The organism is Arthrobacter sp. PsM3 (assembly GCF_030433895.1).
GTDB lineage: Bacteria > Actinomycetota > Actinomycetes > Actinomycetales > Micrococcaceae > Arthrobacter.
In genome coordinates this window covers 46,547-68,866 of the sequence record NZ_JARUXE010000020.1, presented here as the reverse complement: position 1 = coordinate 68,866, position 22,320 = coordinate 46,547, and the positions used below count along the sequence as shown (strand labels likewise).

Genomic DNA, 22,320 nt, shown 5'->3' with positions numbered 1-22,320 from the left:
GATATGATCGCTCTACTCTCATGTCGGGGGATAGGGATACGCTACTTCTAAGCGGACGGTCTCGGTTTTGCTGTCCGCCAAGCGGTACGAAGGAAACTAGATGTCGAGGGAATCGCTGGGCTGGGGAAATGTTTCCACTACATTGGCACCCGCCGAAGAAGAGGCTTCAACCGGTCCGCTGGACCGGCACAGGTGGACCGGGCTCGCGCGCAATGCCGACGCCGACCGGGTCCGCAACGCCCTGCTCGCGGAGGACCGCATGGGCGTGGTCATCACCGGCGACCGCGGTGTGGGCAAGACCCAGGTAGGACGCACTGCGATCGCGGGCTTCGGACCCGATGTCTACACCCTCCAGCTGCGCACCTCCGGACCGGGCTCGGCGACGCCCTACGGGTGCCTGGCCTTCACGCTCGCCCGCCTGCCCCAAAGCTCCCTCGGATCGCCGACGGCCATCCTGCACGGCATCACCTCCCTGATCCGGGACGACGCCGCCGGACGCAAGTGCGTCATCCTGCTGGACAACGCCGGAAACCTGGACGAACTGAGCACCGGCGTCCTGCTCAACCTGCTCCAGACCCGCACCGCGCGGCTCGTCGCCACTGCCCAGCGCACGACGGACCTGCCGCCGGACTTCTACTGGCTCATCACCTCCGGGCAGCTGGCCGAGGTCCGGCTCGCCAACCTCACGGAGGTCGAAACCCTTGAGGTACTCAAGGCGGCGCTCGGGCACCGGGTTTCCAGCGCGCTGGCGAGCCAGCTGCACCAGCTGGTCGGCGGCAGCCCGACCCTGCTCCAGGCCGTGGTCTCGGAGCAGATCGAACGCGGCAACCTCGTCCTGTCCGGATCCGTCTGGACACTGGTGGATGAGGTGGTCCTCGACGGACGTACGGCGCTGGAGGACATCGTCCGCGCGCGCTATGCCAGGGAAACCCCCGTGGCCCGGGAGCTCATCGAGGTGTTGTCCTGCGCCAGGACCCTGCCCTTGGCCCGGCTGGCACGGATGTACAGCCCCGGGATTATCGCGGACATGGAAGACGCGGGCCAGATTGTGGTCGACCGGACGGACCGGCACCGTGTTTCGCTCGGAGACCGCTACCTGGGCGACATCGTCCGCAACTGGCTCAGCGTGGAGCGCAGGCTCGAGCTGCGGGACAAGGTGCCGGGGCACCAGCAGGACGAGCTGAATGAGCTGACCGTGGAGGACCTGCTGGCCTACGCCGCCTGGACCCACGACTGCGACGCGCCGCTGGCACCTGCCCACGCCGTGGCCGCCGCCGCCGCCGCCGTCAAACTCTTTGACCCCAAGTTTGCGCTCAAATGCGCCGGCAGTCTGAGTCCGGAGGAACCGGAATGGACCGAGGGGCAGCTGCAGAAGTCCGCCGCCTACCTTCAGCTGGGGCTGCCGCTGCAGGCCATGGCTGCCCTGGACGACGTCTCCGAGGCCCAGCTCAACAGCCTGGGCGCGGAGGCGTATGCAGAGCTGATCGCCGCAAAAGCGGACTGCATGGCGTGGCTCGAGGGCCGGACCGGGCAGGTCCCCGAGCTGATCCGGCAGGCCCGGCTGCGGCTCCACGAACTCGGTGAGATCCAGCAGGCGGCGTCAATGCAGGAGCTGACCCGGGCCGGCCTGTGCCTGGACCTCTGCGAATTCAACTACCTCTCCTTTATCGGAGACTACAAGCCCATGATGGACCGGCTCACCGCGGCGGCCTCCCCGGATATGGAGGACATCAACCCGGTCCACCGGCTCAGGTCCGGGATCATCCTGATGGAAGCCCTCTGCATGACGGGCAAGGAAATCGAGGCCCGCAAGCTGATGCGCGACATCGGCGGCCAGCTGGGGGAATGGTCCAACGTTCCGCGGATCCGCGAGAACTACGCCTGGCGGTCCTTTAACGTGCTGCTGCTGTCCGGACAATGGCGCCAGAGCATCGACATGCTCAAGGACGCCAGCGGCCGGGCCGGCCACGGGCTGCATTCCGGCAGCGCGTCCACTGATCTGGCCGTGGGACTCGCCTACGTCTACGCTGGGCGCGGCTACATGGCCCTTGACCCGCTCTTGGCCGCGATCGCGCAACTCGAAGTCCGGGCGAGCCTGCATTCGTTGCGGCAGGCCTACGCGGCCACTGCCTTCGCCTACGCCCAGACCGGCAATTCCGTGCAGGCCACGGTCTACCTGGACCGGGCCCGGTCGGCCGACGGCCCCGCCCGCTTTGCGGTCCGCAGCTCCGCGGACTTCTGTCTGGACATGGCCTCGCGCTGGCTTGGTGACCCGGAGGCCAAGGACCGGCTGGTCCGCTCGGCCGAGGAACACTACCGGGCGGGCCGCTACACCCTGGCCGGGATCTGCATGCTCGGCGCGACGGTCAACGGCACCACCAAGGACTTCCAGTTCATGGAGGAGATCGCTGCGCTGCGGCAGGGGCCGCTTGCGGAGCTGTCCCGGACCGTTGCCGTAGGCAGCCGGAAGAAGGACGCCGCCATCATGCTGGAAGCCGCCTCCCAGGCCGCGGCCATGGAACTCGACGCAGTGCAGGCCAGATGCGCCGCCCTCGCCTTCGACTTCGCCAAGGCCGCGGGCCTGAGCGGGAAAGCCCACGCCGCGCACGCCATCCTGGAGGGCCTTGCGGACTCCGTACCGGCGCTGCCGATCATGCCCCGGAACAAGGGGCCGCTGCTCACGGACAGGGAGCGGCAGATAGCTGCCCTCGCCGGGAACGGTGTTTCGAACAAGGACATTGCCCTGGCCATCGGCATCTCAGTCAGAACGGTGGAAGGCCACCTGTACCAGGTGTTCACCAAGCTCGGAGTTTCTTCGCGAAGTGATCTGCTTGGACTCATCTAGGAAGCGCGCAGCCGCCCCCGACGCGACAGAAGAATCCAAGGACGCCCTGATCGGGCGGACGGAGGACCTGCGGTCGGCGGTGGAGGCCATCCAAGGGAACACCCACGTCGCGGCCCTGTTGCTCGGGGACAGCGGGATCGGCAAGTCCGCGCTGCTGGAAGCCGTGGTGGCCGAACTGCAGACGGCGGTGACGCCCGTGCGCATCCACGGCAGCCCTTCGCTGGCCAATGTTCCGTACGGCGTACTGGGCCCCTTCATCGTCGGACTGCCCGTTCAGGATGCCACCTCACAGCTGGCGGTGCTCAGGACCTTCTGGGCCAGGCTGGAGGAAGAGCGCCGCGCGTCTGGGAAGCCGCTGCTGCTGATCGTCGATGACGCCCATGACCTTGATGAGTCGACGGCCGGGATCCTAGTGGAACTCGCCGCCGCGGGCTGGGCCAAACTCCTGGTAGCCGCCGCCACCCGCCCGGGCCTGCCGGAGCCGCTGCTGCAATTGTGGTTTGAAGGCATTGCGGAACGCATTGACCTCCGTCCACTGACACAGCAGCAGACGAACGGCATACTGGAACGCACGCTGGGATCCCGGATACTTCCGAACACCGCCGAAATCCTCTGGGAAGCCTCCGAGGGCAACCCGCTGCTGCTCCGAGGGCTGATCGATGACGCTAAAAGTGACGGTTCACTGCTGCAACGCAACGGAGTGTGGCTGCTAACGCGTGCCCTCCAAAGCCACGGGGACCGCCTGACCGACGTTGTGCGCCGGCAGTTGCTCCGGCGCTCGCCGGAAGAACGCCAGGCCCTGAACCTGATTGCCCTGGCCGAACCGGTGTCCCGTGAGCTCATTGAGTCGACCGTGGGCGAGGTCCCGGTGGCTGCACTCATCGAACACGAGTTGATCCGCGTCACGCCGGCACCACACCCTCAACTGCGGCTGTGGCACACGATCTACGCCGACACGCTCCGCCACCTGATTTCGCCCGCACGCAGCCTGCAGCTCCGCCAGAGCCTCCTGCGGCTCATGGACAGCGAGCCGACGTCAGCAGAAGGCTTGCTGCGCCAAGTGAGCTGGTCGTTGGAATGCGGAGCAGACGTGGATGACCGGCAGCTGTTGCGCGCAGCCGTCCTGGCCAGCAGGCTCTACGAGGACGAGCTGGCACGAAAGGCCGCCGCCCTGGTCAAGGACCCGGACCTGCAGGTGGCGGCCCGGGCCGTGACGGCACGGACCTACTTCAACACCTCGGACTACGCGGCCGCCCGGGACATCCTGGAGGCCGACTTCGCCAAGGGACACAGTGTTGCTGTACTCCTTACCGGAACCCTGATGTGGGCCGCGGTGCTGTCCGCTCTCGGTCATTCGCCGGCCGAGATCATGGACCGCGCCCGGGCCCTCCTGACGGCAGGGGAGCGGCTGGCCAGCGAAAATCCGAAAGATGCCGAGGAAATCCTCGGGGCCACCAGGGAACGCTACGCCACCATGCATGCCATGGTGTCCGCACTGGCAGGCGAGTACCCGGCCGGTGCCGGCACGGGGACCGAACCGGAGGCCGGCCTGCCAGGGCCGCCCGCCAACTCCCTCGAGGCCGCCTTCAGGCTGGCCCTGGAATCGGAGCAGCTCCTGGTGCAGGGCAAAGCGGTCCAGGCGTTCGCGGCGGCGTCCAAGGCCCTGGAAACGGCAGGTTCCGGACAGGACGAACTGTACGTCCTGACGGAGTTCCTCGTGGCCCGGGCAGCCGCGGCCGTGATCCACGGCGGTGACTGGGACGCAGCCGGAACCCTCCTGGCCGAAGCAGCCGCCGGCCAGGGACCGAACCTCATCTCGTTCGGCGGGGGAGTCCACGCCGCGCACGGCATCATCCTGCTGTACCAGGGCAAGGCCGCCCAGGCCGTGAACGCCCTCAGTGCGGCCCTGGAATCACTGCGCCTCGCGGATCCCCAGCAGCTCTTTGCCCTGACGGCCTCGATGGCCTTCGCCGCGGCCGCGGAAGTCGGCTTCAAAGACCGGGCCGCAGCCTTCCTCGGCGACTACGAGGCGGCGCCACGGGCCGTGTCACGCTACCTGCGCATCCTCTCGCAAATGGCAGTCGCCTACGGAAAAGCCCGGCTTGGCAATTACCCGGGTGCTGTCGACGAGCTCCGGACGCTGGGCCGGCCGCATGGCGATGCTTCCACGGCCGGCCTGGAATTGGACTCGCTTTCCTTCTGCCTTGCCCTGGGGGACCGGAACTCCGCGTCCCGGCTGCTTGAACTGCAGCCCGCGCTGGAGGGTCCCCGGGCCGCCGCGCTCTGTCGCTATGCGGCTGCGGTCAGCACCGATCTGGCCGCGGACCATCTGGACGCGGGCAAGAGCTGCGAAGATGCCGGGCTCTGGGGCTTCGCGGCCCTGGCCTATGATGCCGCCGCGAACAGTTTCCGGGCAGCCGGCGACACCCTCAGGGAGCGCATGGCGATGTCCCAGCGGAAACGGTGCCTGGACAGGGCAGACAGCATCGATGGCGAGGAACAGCAAACCGAGACCGACGCCCTCGGTTTGCTGACACGGCGTGAGCGCGACATCGTGGCACTGGCGGTGCGGGGCCTCAGCGACCGCCAGATCGCCGCCGAACTGCAGGTGTCCATCCGGACGGTCGAGGGCCACTTGTACCGCAGCTACGCCAAGCTCAACGTCAAGGGCCGGGATCAGTTGCCCGGAGTGTCCCCCTCCTAGCCTCCGCCCCTTTGCGCAGTGGCGTCCTTTCGCCCGCCGTGGCGTCCTTTCGCCCGCCGTGGCGGCCCGGGTGCCCGGCGGCCGGAAGGATCCGGCGCCCCTGGCCGCCCCGCGTGCGTAGCTCGGGGTGGCCGGCAAGTAGGCTCCAGGCCGGCCGCGTATGGGGACCGCGTAGCCGGGCCGCGGAAGCGTCGGAAGCCGGCCGCCAGGGCAAGTACCCTCGATCGCGCTTCGTTCGGAACCCGCCACGAATTCGAGTACGCACTACCGGTGCGCCGTCGGCGTTCCGTTCGCTAGATTGTAGTCAGCACCAGGAACCACACGACAAAGGACTTTGAACGTGGAGCCATCAACGCAGATGCGGCCCAGGCCTTCCGATGAAGCTGCCAGGACCGCTGGCGTGGGGAATGATGGTCCGCGCCGGTTCCATAGATACTAAACGCATTCTGAAATGGTCTCCCCAAATGGTTCCCGCCCAGTGCGTGAACCCCTTTGACGGAGCCGACGGCGTCGGAACCTTCTGAGACCGAGGTTCCTCCCCCCAGCCGCCGTCGGCTCCCTAAGTTTTTCAGTGGCCGCAGTCCTGGCTCGGCCGCCCGCAGGCCGGGCGGCCGTGCCAGGACTGTGCTGGCACCGGGCCGCAGATTCACAGCCAAACGGCAGCCGTCCGGAGCCGTGGCATCAACCCAAACGGCAGCCCTACGACGCTTTCGTCGGCAGGAGCGCCCCGCGCCAACGATCACGGGGCACCGGCCATGCGGACGGTATGACTACTTGGTATTGACCACCGCACTGCCTGCGGATCCTGAGTACAGCCACGTAGCCCAAGTCCCGTCCCCGCGCCGGTAATCGAGTAGCGCATACGCATCCCCAACTTTCCTGCTGTCAATATGTTGGAGATATCGGTAGTCAATACTTTGATTGCGAAGGTCTCTCTCATGTTTCAGCAAGAAGCCGGCCTGTCCTCGGGCAGCGGCAGAACAGATATGATTTCAGCCGCCCAACGCCAGGGGAAGGCATGGCAAGGGAAGCATTACACGCGGCACCAAACCGTTGTCGACGTCGTCGCGGCCCTGACCACGGGATCCGGTTGCGGCGCAGTGATTGTGGGGGAACACGGGGCCGGCAAGTCCTTTATTGCCCAGCGTTCCCTGGAAAAGCTCGGTGACGAGTACCTGGTAGTTCAGGTCCGGGGCAGCTCCATTTCCTCCAAGCTCCCGTACGGCGCCCTCAGCGTACTGCTTAACGATCTGGACGCCTCCCATCTTGAGCACCCGCTGATGGTGCTGCGGGGCCTGACCCAGCTGCTCCATACCCGTGCCCAGGGCCGCAGCGTCGTACTCTTTGTCGATAATGCCCATGACCTGGATGAGCTCTCCACCATGATGGTTGCGCAGCTCTGCGCCGGCGGCCACGTTCTGCTGCTCGCCGCGTGCGTTGACCTGCCCAATCTGGGCAGCGACATCATGGGCCTCTGGAAAGATGACCTGCTCCGCCGGGTGGACCTTGGCCCCTTCGATTTCCGCGAAACGGCGGACAGCCTCGCCCAGGAGTATGGTGGACACTTTTCCCACGCCGCGGCACGCGCGCTGTGGAACGCCAGCGGGGGCAATGCGCTCTTCCTGCACTCCCTGGCGCGGGAGCAGATCAAGCTGGGAACGATTGTCCGCCATGAGGATTCCTGGGTTTTGGGGGACCGCCCGGTGGCGCTGGCCGGTGAAATCCGGGACGTGCTGAAAGCCCGCCTCAACCGGCTCAGCCCGGGCCAGCGCGATGTATTTGAACTCTTATCGCTCGCCGGAGCCCTGCCCCTGCAGACCCTGATGAGCGTCTCCAAGGCGCAGGACATCGACACCCTCCAGGAGCGCGCGCTGATCCACGTCAGCCATGAACATCCGCCTATGGTGAGCATCGCCAACCCGGTAACCGCCGGCATCGTCGCCAGCGTCGTTCCGCCAGGCCGCAGTGCGGAGCTCCGCCGTCGGCTCGGCGCTGTGCTCCAGGACCTGGACATGGACGAATACACGGGATCCACCGCGGTCGCGTGGGCACTGGACTGCGGGGAAGAGGTGGATCCCCAGCTGGCCCTGGCCGCAGCCCGCCTCGCGAACGACGCGTCCGATCCGCAGTCCGCCCTGCGGTTCACCCGGGAAATCGCCGGACAAGACAAGCTGGCGGAAGTGGCCGTTGAATCTGCCCGTGCCTTCATTACCCTTCACAATGACGAAGCAGCCCGAAGAGTCCTCACTGACGTTGAAAAGCGGGCCGGTGACAGTCTGGCTTTGGATCAGTGGGCCGCACTTCAGCTGCTGTGGGCAGAGCTGGACAGGCGCAGCCCCGTGGCCGCGTCAAACGCACTGGCCAGGTTGCAGGACATCGAGCTGCGGCTCACGATGTCCGGGGATGCCGGGGCGAAGCTGGGCTCCGTGGCTGAGCGGGTGCGCCTGGCTTACGCCGAGCTCGCCGTTTTCGAAGGCCGGTACGGTGATGTCCTGCAAATGTTCCAGGATGTGGATTCCAGCGACCTGGGCAGCGAAGCCAAGATCATGGCGGCGAGCCTGCTTTGTGAGGCGATGGCTGTCACCGGAGACATCCTGGGCGCTGTGGGGCTGGGCAGGCAGGTCATTCTCGCCGCCGCCACCATGGACCTGGCCGATGGCTCGATCCGGGAGGTCAGGGGCCGGTTCCTGCTCCTCCTGCTGCTCTCGGCAAAGTTCCGGGAGGCCGCAGACTTCATCGCGGCCACTTCTGAGTCCTGGGACGAGCAGGCCAGGCTGGGCGGCATGTTCGAGATCGGACAGGGGATCGTCGACCTCCACCGGGGTTACCTAACTCGGGCAATCCAGCGGCTGCAGGCCGGGGTCTGGCAGCTCAGCGTGCACGATCCGGATGCTGTTGCCGGTCTCGCAACGGCCGCGTGCGCCTATGCGTTCGCGCTCCAGGGCGATGAGGAAAAAGCGGCCGCCCTGCTGATGGAGGTCGAGGAGCCGATGCCCCGGGCGTCGTGGCTGGTGAATCGGATCACACGGTATTTCGAGCTATCCGCCAAAGCGGAAATCGGCCAAAAGACCGAGGCCCTCCGCGCGCTGAAGCAGGAAGCAGACGTTGACGCCGAAGCCTCCGCGCTGGCCACCGGGCTCCAGTTCCTCTCGGCGGTGGCCAGACTGGGGGACCGCCAGGCCGGCCAAAAACTGAGCGATCTTGCGGGCCAGGTTACGGGGCACTTCGCCGGCCTGTGCTCGCGTCTCGCAGACGGCCTCAAGGATGCCGACAGCGAGGAATTGCTGGCCACGTCCAAGGACGCCGATGCCGCCGGACACGCCGTCTTCGCCAGGGACGTGACGAGAAAGGCTGTCAGCTGCGCCAACGATGCCGGGAACCGCATCTCCCTCAGGATGGCCCAGCGCACCCAGCAGTCCTTGGAAGACCGGTTCGGGAACCCGAGAAAGGGTGTGCTCTCCCTGCTGACCTCGACGTTGACGGCCCGGGAATCCGAGGTGGCGGTCCGGGCGGCCGCGGGTACCTCCAACCGGAAGATCGCCGATGAGATGCACGTTTCCGTCCGCACGGTTGAGGGACACCTGTACCAGGTGTACGCCAAACTCCACGTCGCAAGCAGGTCGGAACTCAAAGATGTCATCTCCGGACCGGTGGAACACGCTCGCCTCGGCTAACCGGCCCGGCCCGCCAGCCCCGGGGCCCGTTCGGGAACCGCCGCGCCGCAGCAGGGAGGGCGGCTGGTGGAAAGCCTGACTGAGTCCGCCGCGCTGGTTGGCAGGTCCGGCGTCGTGAAGGACATTGTTCGATGCCTGCGTGACGACGGAAAATCCGGCGCCCTCATCGTGGGCAACCCGGGCACCGGGAAGACGGCCGTTTCCCGGGCGGTCATCCGGGAGCTCCGGCCGCACACTGCCGTGATTCGCCTCGCAGCAACTCCGGCACTGTCGGCCGTGCCTTTCGGCGCGCTGTCGCCCTATCTCGGCCAGCTGCCGGCGCACGACCTGGACTCCTTTTCCGCCGTCGTCAAGGCCGTGACGGACAACATCAAGTCGCAGCCCAGCAGGCCGCTCTTCGTGATCGACGACGCCCAGTGCCTGGACCGCGGGACTACGCAGCTTGTTGCCCAGGCCGTTGCCACCGGAGCCGCCAGCGTGCTGGCCACCTGCCGGCCCGGTTTGCTGATCCCCGAGGAATTCCTGGCCCTCTGGGATGACGGGATCCTGGCGAAGTTTGACCTGGAGCCGCTCACCCGGGCCGAGGTGCACCAGCTCTGCGAGCAAGTCCTGCGCGCGGATGTCTCGCCCTGGGCCAGCGCGGTGTTCGCGGATGCCTCGGCCGGAAACCCGTTTATGCTGCTTTCGCTGATTGAACACGCCCGCGAGACCGGGGCCCTGGGAATGCGCCACGGCATCTGGTTCCTTCTTTCAGCTCCCGGCATGTCCGATATCCCCGTCGCTGACTTGATTGGCCACGAACTGCGGTCGATGTCGCCCGAGGAAAGGACAGCTGCCTCCATTGTTGCCCTGGCCGGACCACTTTCGCTCGGCCAGCTACTGGGATTTGGCGGCCCGAAGGCTGTCGACGCCCTGGAAAGGGCCGGCATCATCAGCGTTTCACGCGGCGGCGACCGGACCGTACGTCCCGCGAGTCCCCTAATCGGCGAGATCATCCGCCGTTGGGTGCCGGCCGGCAGGAGCGCGGGATTGCGTGCCAGCTTCGTGTCCCTTCCGTCGGGAACAACGGTGCACCCGGACGCATTCCTCAACCGGGTCCGGTGGGCCCTGGATTCCGGAGCTGTCGTCCCGGCGGACCAGCTCCTCAAGGCGGCGTGTACGGCTAATGCCAACCTTGATGCCCCGGCTGCGCTGAGGACCGCCGAGGCCATTTCCGACGATGCGATGATTCCCGAGGCCCGGCTGCAGATCGCCTATGCACGGTATCTGCTCGGCGACCGCGAGCAGTCCGCGAAATTCCTTCAGCTCGCGGAACCCCTCGTAGACCAAAGATCCCGCTACATGGCGGCATTGTTGTCCGGGCGCCTGGGCCGACCAGCAAAGGCGCCGGTGGCCGGCACCTCATCCGCGGGCGCCGCCGGGCCGGCGCCCGCAACAGAACCGGCCGTCGGGCCAGCCTCCACAACGGCTCCGGCCGGAAGTGAACCGGCAGCAGCGGTTCCAGCCCCCGCGTGCCCGTCGTGGCTGGATCCGGCCCCGGTTGCCGGTGCAGCGGGAATCCCCGGCAGCCAGCTGAAGGGCGGCCATGAGGACCGGGAGGGCAGGCTAAGCCAGCTGGTCGTGGCCGCCGGGGAGCGGCCGGAAATCAAGCTTCCGGCGGAGTCGCTGCTCGCCGAGCTGCTCTGTGCCAAGGGCAGGGTCGCGGAGGGCATTGGGCTCGCCCGCGATGCCTGGCAGGGGGCGCAAAGCTGGGGCACGGCGTTGCCGCTCGTCTACGAAGATCTGCTGGTGCGTTACAGCCTGAGCTTGAACTGGGCGGGGGAGTGGGAGGCGCTCGCCGCTGCCCTCGATGAGTACGAGGCTCAGTACCCTACGAGGCTGTTGATCAGTGGTGGCATCCTGCACCTGATGAGGGGCCTCGCCCGCGTCCGCCAGGGCCGCATGCCCGAGGGCATTGCCGAACTCGTTCTCGGCGTCGAGGAACTCACAATTGCCGACCTCTGGGAGCTCCTGCCCCTGGCCCATGCCGTGGCAGCCTATGCCGCGTCCGTGGTGGGACACATGCGGGAGGCTCAGGAGCATGCGACCGCCTTCCGGCAGTCCCGATACCGGGGGCCGGGGGCGGTCCCGCTGCTCGCCGAGGCGTATTCCACCGCTGCCAGCGGAGCACCATGCGGGGTCGGTGACGTCAGCAGGAGACTCACCGGCCTGGCAGCGGAGGCTAAACGGCAGGGATTGCGGGCGGTGGAGACGGACATCAGGCGGCTTGCCGTGCGCCGCGGGGACACCGAAGCCGCGGACGGCCTTGCCCTCAGCAGCCTCGCGGTCGAGGGGCGGGAGGCCGGCATGCTGCACGACTATGCGATCGCCGTGTTGCATGCCGACGACGCCGAACTCGTCCGGATCAGTGACAAGGCGCTGCGTGCCGGCTACGTGTTGCTGGCGCTGGAGGCGGCGCAGCAGGCGGAGCGGTGCCTGGCCGAGACCACGGACAAGCGCAAACTGCTGGCGGTCCAGCGCAAGATCCAGAACCGGATGACGGCTGCCGGGATGGCCGCCCACATTGACCTGGTCCGTGCGGAACAGGACGCGGAACTCACCGCCCGGGAGACCGAAATCCTGGACCTGGTGTCCGGCGGTGCCACAAACGCCGAGATCGCCAGCCGGCTCTGCGTGTCCCAGCGGACAGTGGAAGGACACCTTTACCGGGTCTTCGCCAAACTGGGCGTCAGCCGGCGGGTTGACCTGATCGACACGGGCGGCGATTCCCACCGGCCCTGAGGCCCGTGCACCCCCAGCGGGACAACCCGGGACAACACTGGACAGCACGGGACAACCTTGGACAAGCCCGGACAACCCGGAGGCGCGGGGTCCCGGCCGGATCAACCGGCCCGGCCGGCCGCGGGACGAGCTGCCAAATCAGGGGGTGCCGTTCCGTGGGATAATGGACATTAGTCCATTTCACCCGATCCGAGGAGACCAAGCGTGGCATTTGCGGCGACGTCAGAGTCCCAGGCCCTGCTCACGCCCGCCCTGGGCGACGACGAGGTGTTGCGGATCCGCAACGACTTCCCCATCCTTTCAAGGTCCATGGGCGGGCACCGCCTGATCTACCTGGATTCCGGGGCCACCTCGCAGAACCCGGTCAGCGTGATCGAGGCCGAGCAGGAATTCTATGAGCAGCGGAACGCCGCCGTTCACCGTGGGGCACACCTGTTGGCGGTCGAAGCCACGGAGTCCTTCGAGGACGCCCGCGAAACTCTTGCTGCCTTCCTGGGCGCCGGGGCCGATGAGATCATCTGGACCTCCAACGCCACCGAGGGCCTGAACCTGCTCAGCTACTCGTTCCTGAACGCTTCCCTGCCGGGCGCCGGTGCGCCGGCGGCACGATTCGCCCTGGGCGCTGGCGACGAGATTGTGGTCACCGAGATGGAGCACCACGCAAACCTCATCCCGTGGCAGCAGCTCGCGGAGCGGACCGGCGCGACCCTCCGGTTCATCCCCGTCGATGATGCGGGCGTCCTGGACCTCGAGGCCGCCGCCCGCATCATCAACGCCGCCACCCGGGTCCTAGCCTTCAGCCACGCCTCAAACGTCCTGGGCACCATCAACCCGGTCAAGACGCTCGTGGCGATGGCTCGCCAGGTGGGCGCCCTCACCGTGCTGGATGCCTGCCAGTCCGCGCCGCACCTGCCGCTGGACGTGAAGGACCTCGGGGTGGACTTCGCGGTCCTGTCGGGACACAAGATGCTGGGGCCCACCGGCATCGGCGTGCTGTACGGCCGGTCTGAACTGTTGAACGCGATGCCGCCGTTCCTCACCGGCGGATCGATGATCACCACGGTGACGATGGAGCGTGCCGCGTTCCTGCCTGCACCGCAACGCTTCGAGGCAGGCACCCAGAAAGTCTCCCAGGCCATCGCGCTCGCCGCGGCGGCGAACTACCTCACCGAGACCGGGATGGGCCGCGTCCATGCCTGGGAATCCCTGCTCGGGCAGCGCCTCGTGGAGGGTCTCGCATCGATTCCCGGCATCCGGGTCCTCGGTCCGGCCCCGGGACAGGACCGGATCGGCCTCGCCTCCTTCGACGTCGCCGGTGTGCACGCGCACGACGTCGGACAGTTCCTCGACAGCAAGGGGATCGCGGTCCGGGTCGGCCACCACTGCGCGCAGCCGCTCCACCGCCGTCTGGGCCTGACAGCCACTACCCGGGCCAGCACCTACCTGTACAACACAACGTCTGATGTGGACGCTTTCCTCGCAGCTGTCGCCGAGGTCCGAGCCTACTTTGGAGCCTAAGGATTTTTCCGCATGAGCCTTGAACAGCTGTACCAGCAGATCATTCTGGAACACGCGAAACTGAGAACCGGCAGTGGACTCGCGGAGACTCCGGTTCCGGCGGGGGCGTCGTCGGGGCAGTCGCACCAGCTCAATCCCGTCTGCGGGGATGAGATCACTGTCCGGGTGGCGGTGTCTGAGGGGAAGGTCGCCCAGCTGCGCTGGGACGGCGCGGGCTGTTCGATTTCCATGGCTTCAGCCTCGGTGCTCGCGGACCTCGCCGAAGGAATGGACGTCGGCAGCTTCACGAAGGTCATCGACAACTTCCGGGAGGTCCTGCGGTCCCGGGGGAAACTGGCCGCGGATCCCGAAATCCTGGGCGACGCCTCAGCCTTTGAAGGCGTTTCGAAATACGCCGCCCGGGTCAAGTGCGCGATGATCTCCTGGGTGGCGGCCGAAGACGCCCTTGCCCAGGCACTGGCACCAAGCCCCGCGGCACCCTAGCAGCTGCCGCCCGGTTCGCTAGCCGAGCAGGCCGGCAATCCCGATGGCCGCCGTCGCCGCCCCGAGCAGCATGGAAATGCTGACCAGGACGACGTGGACCGTGAGGAAGCGGGTGGCTTTACCGTTCGCGTCGCGGGACCGTTCATCCTTCATGACCCGGCGCAGAAACTGCGGCCAGACGGCGAGGGACCAGAGGCCCGCCACGATCAGGACGACGGCCAGGATTGCCGGCATCTCCATGCGCTAGTGGCTTTCGAGCCAGGCCTGGGCCTGGGTGGACTGGATGTTCAGGGCCTTGCCCACCATTGGTTCGGCCGCTTCGGCGATCTTCCCGCCCAGGAACGGCACCGAGGACGTGACGGTGCCCTCCAGCTCGATCCGGGTGCTGCCGCCGTCGGAGACCAGGCGCTGGACGGCGTTGACGTCCAGGGGCGCGCCGGACACCTTCAGGGTGATGTTGCTCAGCCGCGAGCCGTCTGCGGCGGGGGCGTCCCAGCTGTCCAGCTGCGTCACCTTCAGGCTCTCGCCGACGAACTTCCGGGCGATATCCGGCATCCGGTTGGTCGGGATGGTCCGCACGGTCGTGGTGCTGAACGCGCCGGCCGTGTCGCCGTCGACGACGAAGGACTCAAGGGTGCCGCCAACGAGTTCGCTGGTGTGGCGCAGGAAGTCCTCGTTCACGAAAACCGCGGTCACGCGGTCAACGCTGTGCGGAAGGTTGGTGGATGCACTCAATGCCATTGGGGGTCCTCCGTGGGGTGGAACTGGTCGTTTCGGGCTCCAAACATCCTACGCGGTGTGCCGGGCCGGCTCCGATTCGAGGTCCTGGAGATCCTTGGCCGCGGCCGTGATATTCCGGGACATCGCCGGGAAGATCAGACTGTGGAACGGCAGCACCGCCAGCCAATACAGGCGCCCGCTGAGGCCTTTCGGGAAGAAGATTGCCCGCTGCCGGTAGCGGCTGCCGGTTCCCTCCGGCTCCACGGACAGCTCCAGCCAGGCCCGGCCCGGCGCCCGCATTTCGGCGCGCAGCCGGAGCAGCCGGCCGCGGTCGATCCGCTCCGCCCGCCACCAGTCCACCACTTCGCCTTCGGCCAGCAGGTGCGGGTGCCGCCGCCCGCGCAGCAGCCCGGCGCCGCCGGTGAGCTTGTCCAGCCAGCCGCGGACGCGCCACGCCAGCGGGAGCGAGTACCAGCCGTTGCGGCCGCCGATGCCTTCAATGATGGTCCAGACGTACTTCGGATCCACCGGGCTGGAGTAGGTGCGTTCGTCCAGATACACCCGGTGCCCGGCCCAGTCCGGGTCGCTGGGAAGGGGATCGGCGTCGGCCCCGGCGCTGGCCCAGGTCGTCTCGACCTGGCCGTCGCGCTCCTTGCCCAGGGCAAGCGCGACCGCGCCACGGTAGGGGGTCAGGCCGCCCTCGGGCGGTGGGATGTACGCGTCGATGTCGTGTTCCCGGGAGACTGCATCGTGCTGGAGGGACTCCACGAGCGGCAGGGACATCGACAGCGGGATCGGCGTGGTCAACGCCACCCACATGCCCGCCAGCTTGGGCGCGGGAATGGGGAGCGCCAGCACCACCCGGTGCGGGAGCCCGGCCTCCGCAGCGTATTCCTGCATCATCCCCGCGTAGCTGAGGACCTGGCGGCAGCCGATGTCGAACGTGCGGTTGATCGGGCCTTCGAGCGACGCGGCCCCCACGAGGTAGTGCAGCACATCGCGCACGGCAATTGCCTCGATCTTGTTGCGGACCCAGCTGGGGGCCGGCATTAAGGGGAGCGTCTCGGACAGGTGCCGGATCATCTCGAACGACGCCGAGCCCGAGCCGATCACGACGCCGGCCTGGAAGACGATCGCGTCCACAGCGCTGTCGAGGAAGACCCTGCCGACGGCTTCGCGGGACCGCATATGGGTGGACAGTTCAGCGTTCGCGGGGTGCAGGCCGCCCAGATAGACAATCCGGGCCACCCCGGCGCCGGCTGCCGCCTGTGCCGCGATCTGCGCCATTTCCTTTTCCTTGGATTCGAAGCCCGCCCCGGCCGCCATGGAATGGACCAGGTAGTAGAGAACGTCGACGCTCTCCAGCGCCGTGCGGAGGGTCTCGCCGTCGTCGAGGCTGCTCTGGATGACTTCGACGTCCTCTAGCCACGGCACCCCGGCGATCTTCGCGGGCGTGCGGACCAGGACCTTCACCTTGTGCCCGGCTTCCAGCAGGCGGGGAACCAGCCGGCCGCCGATATAGCCGGTGGCGCCGGTGACAAGCACCGTCTTCGGTTTGCCGGTGCGTGCGGTCGGGGTCTGTGCTGATTCGGGGGTGCCGGTCATGGTGACTCCTTGTCGTCTACAAAGCATTCGGAGCGCCAGGCCGTTCGGACGGCCGCGTATCCTGCCAGCCTAGCCCGGGGGCCGTTGGTGCCCGCAGGCCGGCGGCCGCACCTGCTGGAAGGATCCTGAGCCGGCCGCCCTCCCTCCCCCTAGCAACGCGGGGTCACGTAGCGCCCATAATTGCCCTCCGGACGGGCGCTACGTGACCCCGCGTTGTTCCGGTGGCGCGCTGGATCCGGTGCCTCCGGGCCGCGCGGTAGGCTGGGGGTACCCGGGATTCTCGCGAATTCCGGCTATTCGTGTTGCCTGCGTCCCCCGTGATCCCTTCAGGAGCTACCGTCATGAGCCTCAACGGCCCCTCACTCACCGGTCTGCGCCGTGTCCTCGCCGAAGACCGGAACTACGCCCGCGTCCGGGCCGAAGCGGCCCGCGGGTTCGCGGACCGCAGCGAGGACTACCAGATCAGCGCCCCCGCCGGCCTGCGCTCGGCCCTGCTGGCGGAAATGGCCGACGGGCTCTCCGCCCTAGCGGCAGACACCGCGGATGCCACCGCAGCAGACACCGCGGCAGATGCGGCGAAAGGCAGCGGCGGCAGCCTCGCGCCGGTCGTCCTGGCCATCACCGCCACCGGCCGTGAAGCCGAGGACCTGACCGAAGCGTTGCGCGCCTTCCTGCCGGCCGACGCCGTCGCCGAGTTCCCCAGCTGGGAAACGCTCCCGCACGAACGGCTGTCACCGCGCTCGGACACGGTGGGCCGGCGCCTGTCCGTGCTGCGCCGGCTCGCGCACCCGGAAACCTCGCCCGCCGGCGCCCTGCGCGTCGTCGTCGCCCCGCTCCGGGCGGTCGTGCAGCCGATCGTCGCCGGCCTCGGCGAGCTGGTGCCGGTCACCCTGAAGGTGGGCCAGGAGGCCCCGTTCAGCAGCGTCGTGCGGAGCCTGGCCGACGCCGCCTACGCCCGCGTGGACATGGTCACCCGGCGCGGTGAATTCGCCGTCCGCGGCGGGATGCTGGATGTCTTCCCGCCCACCGAGGACCACCCTATCCGGGTGGAGTTCTTTGGCGACGAAGTGGACCAGATGCGCTGGTTCGCCGTCGCGGACCAGCGCTCGCTGAGCGCGCCGGGGGTGCACCACCCCACCGAACTGCACGCCCCGCCGTGCCGCGAAATCCTGATCACTCCCTCGGTGATGTCCCGCGCCGCGACACTGAAATCACAGCTGCCGGCCGCCGCGGACATGCTGGAGAAGATCGCCGGCGGCATCGCCGTCGAAGGCATGGAGTCACTGGCCCCGGTGCTCGTGGACGCCATGGTGCCGTTCCTGGACCAGTTCCCGGCCGGCTCGATGGCCGTGGTGATCGAACCGGAAAAGGTCCGGACCCGCGCCCACGACCTCGCCGCCACCAACGAGGAATTCCTTGAGGCTGCGTGGTCGACGGCGTCCGACGGCGGCACCGCACCCCTGGATTTGAGTTCCGCCGCGTCTGAGGCCCTGCACTCGGCCAGCTTCCGCTCCCTCACCGATACCCGCTCCGCGGCCCTCGGGCACGAGGTGTCCTGGTGGTCCATCACCTCGCTGGCCACCGACGAGGAACTGCTGCCCGACGTCGACGTCCTGAACCTGCACGCCCGCGAACCGCGCGGCTACCAGGGCGACGTCGCCGAAATGATGGACTTCATTGGCTCCCACGTCCGCGAGCAGTGGCGCATCGTGGTCGTCACCGAAGGTCCCGGCCCGGCGCAGCGGCTCGCCGAACTCTTCCACGACAACGACATCCCCTGCGCCCGGGTCGACTCCCTCGACGACGAACCGCAGGCCGGGCTGATCGAGGTGACGACAGCCGCCGTCGGACGCGGTTTTGTCCTGGAGCCGCTCAAGCTCGCACTGCTGACCGAGGCGGATCTGCTGGGACGGACCTCCGCCGGTTCCACCAAGGACATGCGCCGGATGCCGTCCAAGCGGCGGAACGCCGTGGACCCGCTGCAGCTCGTGGCCGGCGACTCCGTGGTGCACGAACAGCACGGCATCGGCCGGTTCGTGGAACTGATCCAGCGCAAGGTGGCCGGGGGAGGCGACGGGGTGCGCGAATACCTCGTGCTGGAATACGCGCCGTCCAAGCGCGGCGCCCCCGGCGACCGGCTCTTCGTGCCCACCGACCAGCTGGACCAGGTCACCCGCTACGTCGGCGGGGACACCCCCGCGCTGAGCAAAATGGGCGGCGCTGACTGGGCCAGCACCAAGTCCCGGGCCCGCAAGGCGGTCAAGGAAATCGCCGGCGAACTGATCCGGCTCTACTCGGCCCGGATGGCCTCCCGCGGCTACGCCTTCGGCCCCGACACCCCCTGGCAGCGCGAGCTCGAGGAAGCCTTCCCGTACGTGGAGACCCCGGACCAGCTGACCACCATCAACGAGGTCAAGGCGGACATGGAGCGGGAGATCCCGATGGACCGGCTGATCTCCGGCGACGTGGGCTACGGCAAGACCGAGATCGCGGTCCGCGCCGCGTTCAAAGCCGTCCAGGACGGCAAACAGGTCGCCGTGCTGGTGCCCACCACACTGCTCGCCCAGCAGCACTATGAAACCTTCACCGAACGGTTCTCCGGCTTCCCGCTGGTGGTCAAGCCGCTGTCCCGCTTCCAGGGCGCCAAGGAGGCAAAAGAGACCGCCGAGGGCGTCAAGGCCGGGTCCGTGGACGTGGTGATCGGCACCCACCGGCTGCTGTCCAAGGACTTCGCGTTCAAGGACCTCGGCCTGGTGATCGTGGACGAGGAGCAGCGGTTCGGCGTCGAACACAAGGAGGCGCTGAAGAAGATGCGCACCAACGTGGACGTCCTCGCCATGAGCGCCACCCCGATTCCCCGGACCCTGGAAATGTCCCTGACCGGCATCCGCGAGACCTCCACCCTGGCCACCCCGCCGGAGGAACGCCACCCGGTGCTGACCTACGTGGGCCCGTACACGGACAAGCAGACCTCCGCGGCGATCCGCCGCGAACTCATGCGCGAAGGCCAGGTGTTCTTCGTGCACAACCGGGTGTCCACGATCGACCGCACCGCGGCGAAGATCCGCGAACTTGTCCCGGAAGCCCGGGTCGAAGTGGCGCACGGGCAGATGTCCGAGAGCCGGCTCGAACAGATCATCGTGGACTTCTGGGAGAAGCGCTTCGACGTGCTGGTCTGCACCACCATCATCGAAACCGGGCTGGACATCTCCAACGCGAACACCCTGATCGTGGACGGGGCCGACAAATACGGGCTCTCGCAGCTGCACCAGCTGCGCGGTCGGGTGGGCCGCGGCCGCGAACGCGCGTACGCCTATTTCCTGTATCCGTCCGAAAAGCCGCTGGGCGAAGTGGCGCTGGAGCGGCTCAAGGCCGTGGCTACCCACAACGAGCTCGGCGCCGGCATGCAGCTGGCCATGAAGGACCTCGAGATCCGCGGCGCCGGCAACCTGCTCGGCGGCGAGCAGTCCGGCCACATCCAGGGCGTGGGTTTCGACCTCTACATCCGACTGGTCGGCGAGGCCGTGGCCGAATACCGGGGCGAGGCCGAGGAGAAGGCCGCTGAGATGAAGATCGAGCTGCCGGTCAACGCGCACCTGCCGCACGACTACGTGCCGGGCGAACGGCTGCGCCTCGAGGCGTACCGCAAACTTGCCGGGGCGATCACCTACGAGGCGATCGAGGAAGTGCTCGCGGAGCTCGTGGACCGCTACGGTGAGCTGCCGCTGCCCGCGGCGAACCTGATCGAGGTCGCCCGCTTCCGGGTCGGCGCCCGCGAAGCCGGGCTCAGCGATATTGCCCTCCAGGGCAACTTCATCAAGTTCTCCCCGGCGCAGCTGCCGGAGTCCAAGCTGATGCGGCTCACCCGGATGTACCCCGGATCGCAGTCCAAACCTGCCCTGGACGCGGTGCTTATCCCCAAGCCCAAGACCGCCCGGATCGGCGGCCGCGACCTGCAGGACGCAGAGATCCTCGAATGGGCCAACGGCGTCATCCGCAACATCTTCTCCGACGCCCCGCTTGCGGTGAAGTAAAGAATGATGGGAGGACACCACGCCGCGTCGGGAGCCGCGGCGTGGGTGGCCATCGCCTCGACCGGTCCGTACACGCTGGGCTGGTATCCGCTGGACGCGACCGGGATTGTGATCGGCGGGATGGCGACGGCGGGGACGGCGCTGGTCTGCGACTGGGACCACCGCTCCAGCACGGTGGCGCACTCGCTGCCGCCGCTGTCGAACGTGATCGCTGTCGGCATCGAGAACGTCTCCGGCGGGCACCGCCAGGGCACGCATTCCTTGCTCGGCGCCGCGTTCTTTGTGCTGCTCGCGGCGCTCGCGGGGCAGTTGCAGCTGCAGACGGACTGGGGCCTGCTGTCGGTAGGCGCCGGGCTGCTGTGCATGTTCATGATCAACATCGCCGCGAAAGCCCTGAAGCTCTTCCCGAAGTACGGCTGGATCAGCAACTGGGTCCTGGCCCTCACCATGGCCGGGCTGGTGACCTGGTTCGCGCCGCACCAGTGGACCTGGCTGCCGGTCTCCATGCTGACCGGCGTGCTGGTGCACATTGTGGGGGACATGATCACCACCGGGGGAGTTCCGCTGCTCTGGCCGCTGGTGATCAAGCCGCCGAAAGTCCTGCGGAAGCTGCCGCTGCTGAAGGACGTCTGGAAGGCCAACGGGGCGTTCTCGGTCCCGCTGCTGGGCCGGGCCGGGTCACGGCGGGAGTGGTTCGTGCTGATCCCGGTCAGTGCCTACGCCATGATCGGCATGTTCGGCGCGGTGCTGGCCGTGGCCAAGGTGCACTGGCCCGCCGCGGTGGCCATCGGGACCGGGCTGGTCCAAAGCCTGTTCGGGCTGCTCGCCGCCGCGTAGGGCCGGCCAGGTGTCCTTGGTTAAATGACTGAAGCTCCGAAAGATCCGGAGCTTCAGTCATTTAAGTATCTGGTGCGTTAGCTTTCGCCCGCGGAATCCGAGCGGCCGGTGATGGTCTGCGGTATCCAGAATGCCAGGGCGAACAGGACGAGGCAGGCGGCCATCGGCCACGGGTTGCCCAGCGACAGGAAGCTCAGCGAGTAAAGGGAAGCGCCGAAGAGGACCATCATCAGGACAAACAGGACGATGCTGGAGCCGAGGCCGTTCTCGTTCTGCGGGGTCTGCTGGGTCTTCGCGGTGTTGCTGGACATTCGTTCCTCCTCGGCCCCGTGGGGCTCAAAACTGTGGCGGCTTCGGTTGTTATCGGATAGCAGTCAGTACGCGGAGGAACCCTGTTCACCCTTGACGATCGCGATGCCGGAGCTGGCGCCAATACGTGTTGCACCTGCAGCAATCATAGCCTGTGCATCGGCGAGCGAACGCACCCCGCCCGAGGCCTTGACACCGAGGTCCGGGCCCACCGTGCGGCGCATCAGCGCGACGTCGGCGGCGGTGGCCCCGCCGCCGTTGAAGCCGGTGGACGTCTTCACAAAATCGGCGCCCGCCTCGACGGCGGCCTCGCAGGCCAGCACCTTCTGGGCGTCGTCCAGCAGCGCCGTCTCGATGATGACCTTCAGGACGGCGCCACCTTCGTGGACGGCTTCCGCGACGGCCGTGATGTCATCGACCAGGGCGCCCTTGTCATTGGCCCGGGCCGCGGCGATGTTGATCACCATGTCGACTTCCTCGGCGCCGTCCAGCACGGCACCGCGGGCCTCAAAAGCCTTGACGTCACTCGGCGTGGCGCCGAGCGGGAAGCCGACTACGGAGCAGGTCAGTACACCGGAGCCCTTCAGGGCCTTCTTGACCGTTTTGACCCAGACCGGGTTGACGCACACTGACTTGAACCGGTAGTCCGCAGCCTCGGCACAGACCTTGAGGATCTCAGCCTCGCTGGCCTCCGGCTTGAGCAGCGTGTGGTCGATGTAGGAGGCGATATTTCCCGAGGTTCCGGACGTAACGGCTTCCCCGGCAGCGGCGGCAGCCTTTCCGGCAGTCGCGGCTTCGTTGCTCATGGTG

General features: G+C 67.7%; 13 protein-coding genes. 8 read left to right on the top strand and 5 right to left on the bottom strand.

Annotated elements, in window-relative coordinates:
- Positions 1-100: 100 nt before the first annotated feature.
- The 6 genes from QCD75_RS12210 (at position 101) to sufU (ending at position 14,005) form a co-directional block, all read left to right on the top strand.
- A complete protein-coding gene (locus tag QCD75_RS12210) occupies positions 101-2,845 on the top strand; it encodes a helix-turn-helix transcriptional regulator (RefSeq protein ID WP_301228928.1) in 2,745 nt (914 codons plus the stop codon).
- Positions 2,832-5,549 (top strand): helix-turn-helix transcriptional regulator, encoded by a 2,718-nt coding sequence (locus QCD75_RS12205; RefSeq protein WP_301228927.1) that lies wholly within the window; start codon positions 2,832-2,834, stop codon positions 5,547-5,549. The genes QCD75_RS12210 and QCD75_RS12205 overlap by 14 nt, the downstream gene beginning before the upstream one ends.
- A gap of 938 nt (positions 5,550-6,487) precedes the next feature.
- Positions 6,488-9,223 carry a LuxR C-terminal-related transcriptional regulator gene (locus QCD75_RS12200; protein ID WP_301228925.1) on the top strand — a complete coding sequence of 912 codons (2,736 nt, stop codon included), beginning with the start codon at positions 6,488-6,490 and terminating at the stop codon, positions 9,221-9,223.
- A 66-nt stretch (positions 9,224-9,289) separates the two neighbouring features.
- Positions 9,290-12,004 carry a helix-turn-helix transcriptional regulator gene (locus QCD75_RS12195; protein ID WP_301228923.1) on the top strand — a complete coding sequence of 905 codons (2,715 nt, stop codon included), beginning with the start codon at positions 9,290-9,292 and terminating at the stop codon, positions 12,002-12,004.
- Positions 12,005-12,208: 204 nt separating this feature from the next.
- Positions 12,209-13,522, top strand: coding sequence for a SufS family cysteine desulfurase (locus tag QCD75_RS12190; protein ID WP_301228921.1), 1,314 nt, complete (start codon positions 12,209-12,211; stop codon positions 13,520-13,522).
- Positions 13,523-13,534: 12 nt separating this feature from the next.
- Complete coding sequence (gene sufU / locus QCD75_RS12185; protein WP_301228919.1) at positions 13,535-14,005, top strand: Fe-S cluster assembly sulfur transfer protein SufU; 471 nt, start codon at positions 13,535-13,537, stop codon at positions 14,003-14,005.
- An 18-nt stretch (positions 14,006-14,023) separates the two neighbouring features.
- On the opposite strand, the gene QCD75_RS12180 is transcribed toward sufU, so the two are convergent.
- From QCD75_RS12180 to QCD75_RS12170, 3 genes are read right to left on the bottom strand one after another with little or no spacing between them, the layout of a single operon-like run.
- On the bottom strand, positions 14,024-14,245 hold the full coding sequence (locus tag QCD75_RS12180) for an SCO4848 family membrane protein (protein WP_301228917.1): 222 nt from the start codon (positions 14,243-14,245) through the stop codon (positions 14,024-14,026).
- Positions 14,246-14,248: 3 nt separating this feature from the next.
- A complete protein-coding gene (locus QCD75_RS12175; protein ID WP_301228915.1) occupies positions 14,249-14,746 on the bottom strand; it encodes a DUF2505 domain-containing protein in 498 nt (165 codons plus the stop codon).
- Between the two features lie 48 nt (positions 14,747-14,794).
- The gene (locus tag QCD75_RS12170) at positions 14,795-16,330 is read right to left on the bottom strand and encodes an SDR family oxidoreductase (protein ID WP_301228913.1); all 1,536 of its coding nucleotides are present in this window, start codon (positions 16,328-16,330) and stop codon (positions 14,795-14,797) included.
- Between the two features lie 341 nt (positions 16,331-16,671).
- On the opposite strand from QCD75_RS12170, the gene mfd reads away from it, so the two are divergent.
- Positions 16,672-20,364 carry a transcription-repair coupling factor gene (mfd, locus tag QCD75_RS12165; RefSeq protein WP_301228911.1) on the top strand — a complete coding sequence of 1,231 codons (3,693 nt, stop codon included), beginning with the start codon at positions 16,672-16,674 and terminating at the stop codon, positions 20,362-20,364.
- Positions 20,365-20,367: 3 nt separating this feature from the next.
- Positions 20,368-21,201 (top strand): metal-dependent hydrolase, encoded by an 834-nt coding sequence (locus QCD75_RS12160; protein ID WP_301228909.1) that lies wholly within the window; start codon positions 20,368-20,370, stop codon positions 21,199-21,201.
- A gap of 77 nt (positions 21,202-21,278) precedes the next feature.
- Here QCD75_RS12160 and QCD75_RS12155 read toward each other — a convergent pair whose 3' ends face one another.
- Complete coding sequence (locus tag QCD75_RS12155; RefSeq protein WP_301228907.1) at positions 21,279-21,512, bottom strand: hypothetical protein; 234 nt, start codon at positions 21,510-21,512, stop codon at positions 21,279-21,281.
- Positions 21,513-21,575: 63 nt separating this feature from the next.
- Positions 21,576-22,316, bottom strand: coding sequence for a deoxyribose-phosphate aldolase (gene deoC / locus QCD75_RS12150; RefSeq protein WP_301228905.1), 741 nt, complete (start codon positions 22,314-22,316; stop codon positions 21,576-21,578).
- Positions 22,317-22,320 lie beyond the last annotated feature (4 nt).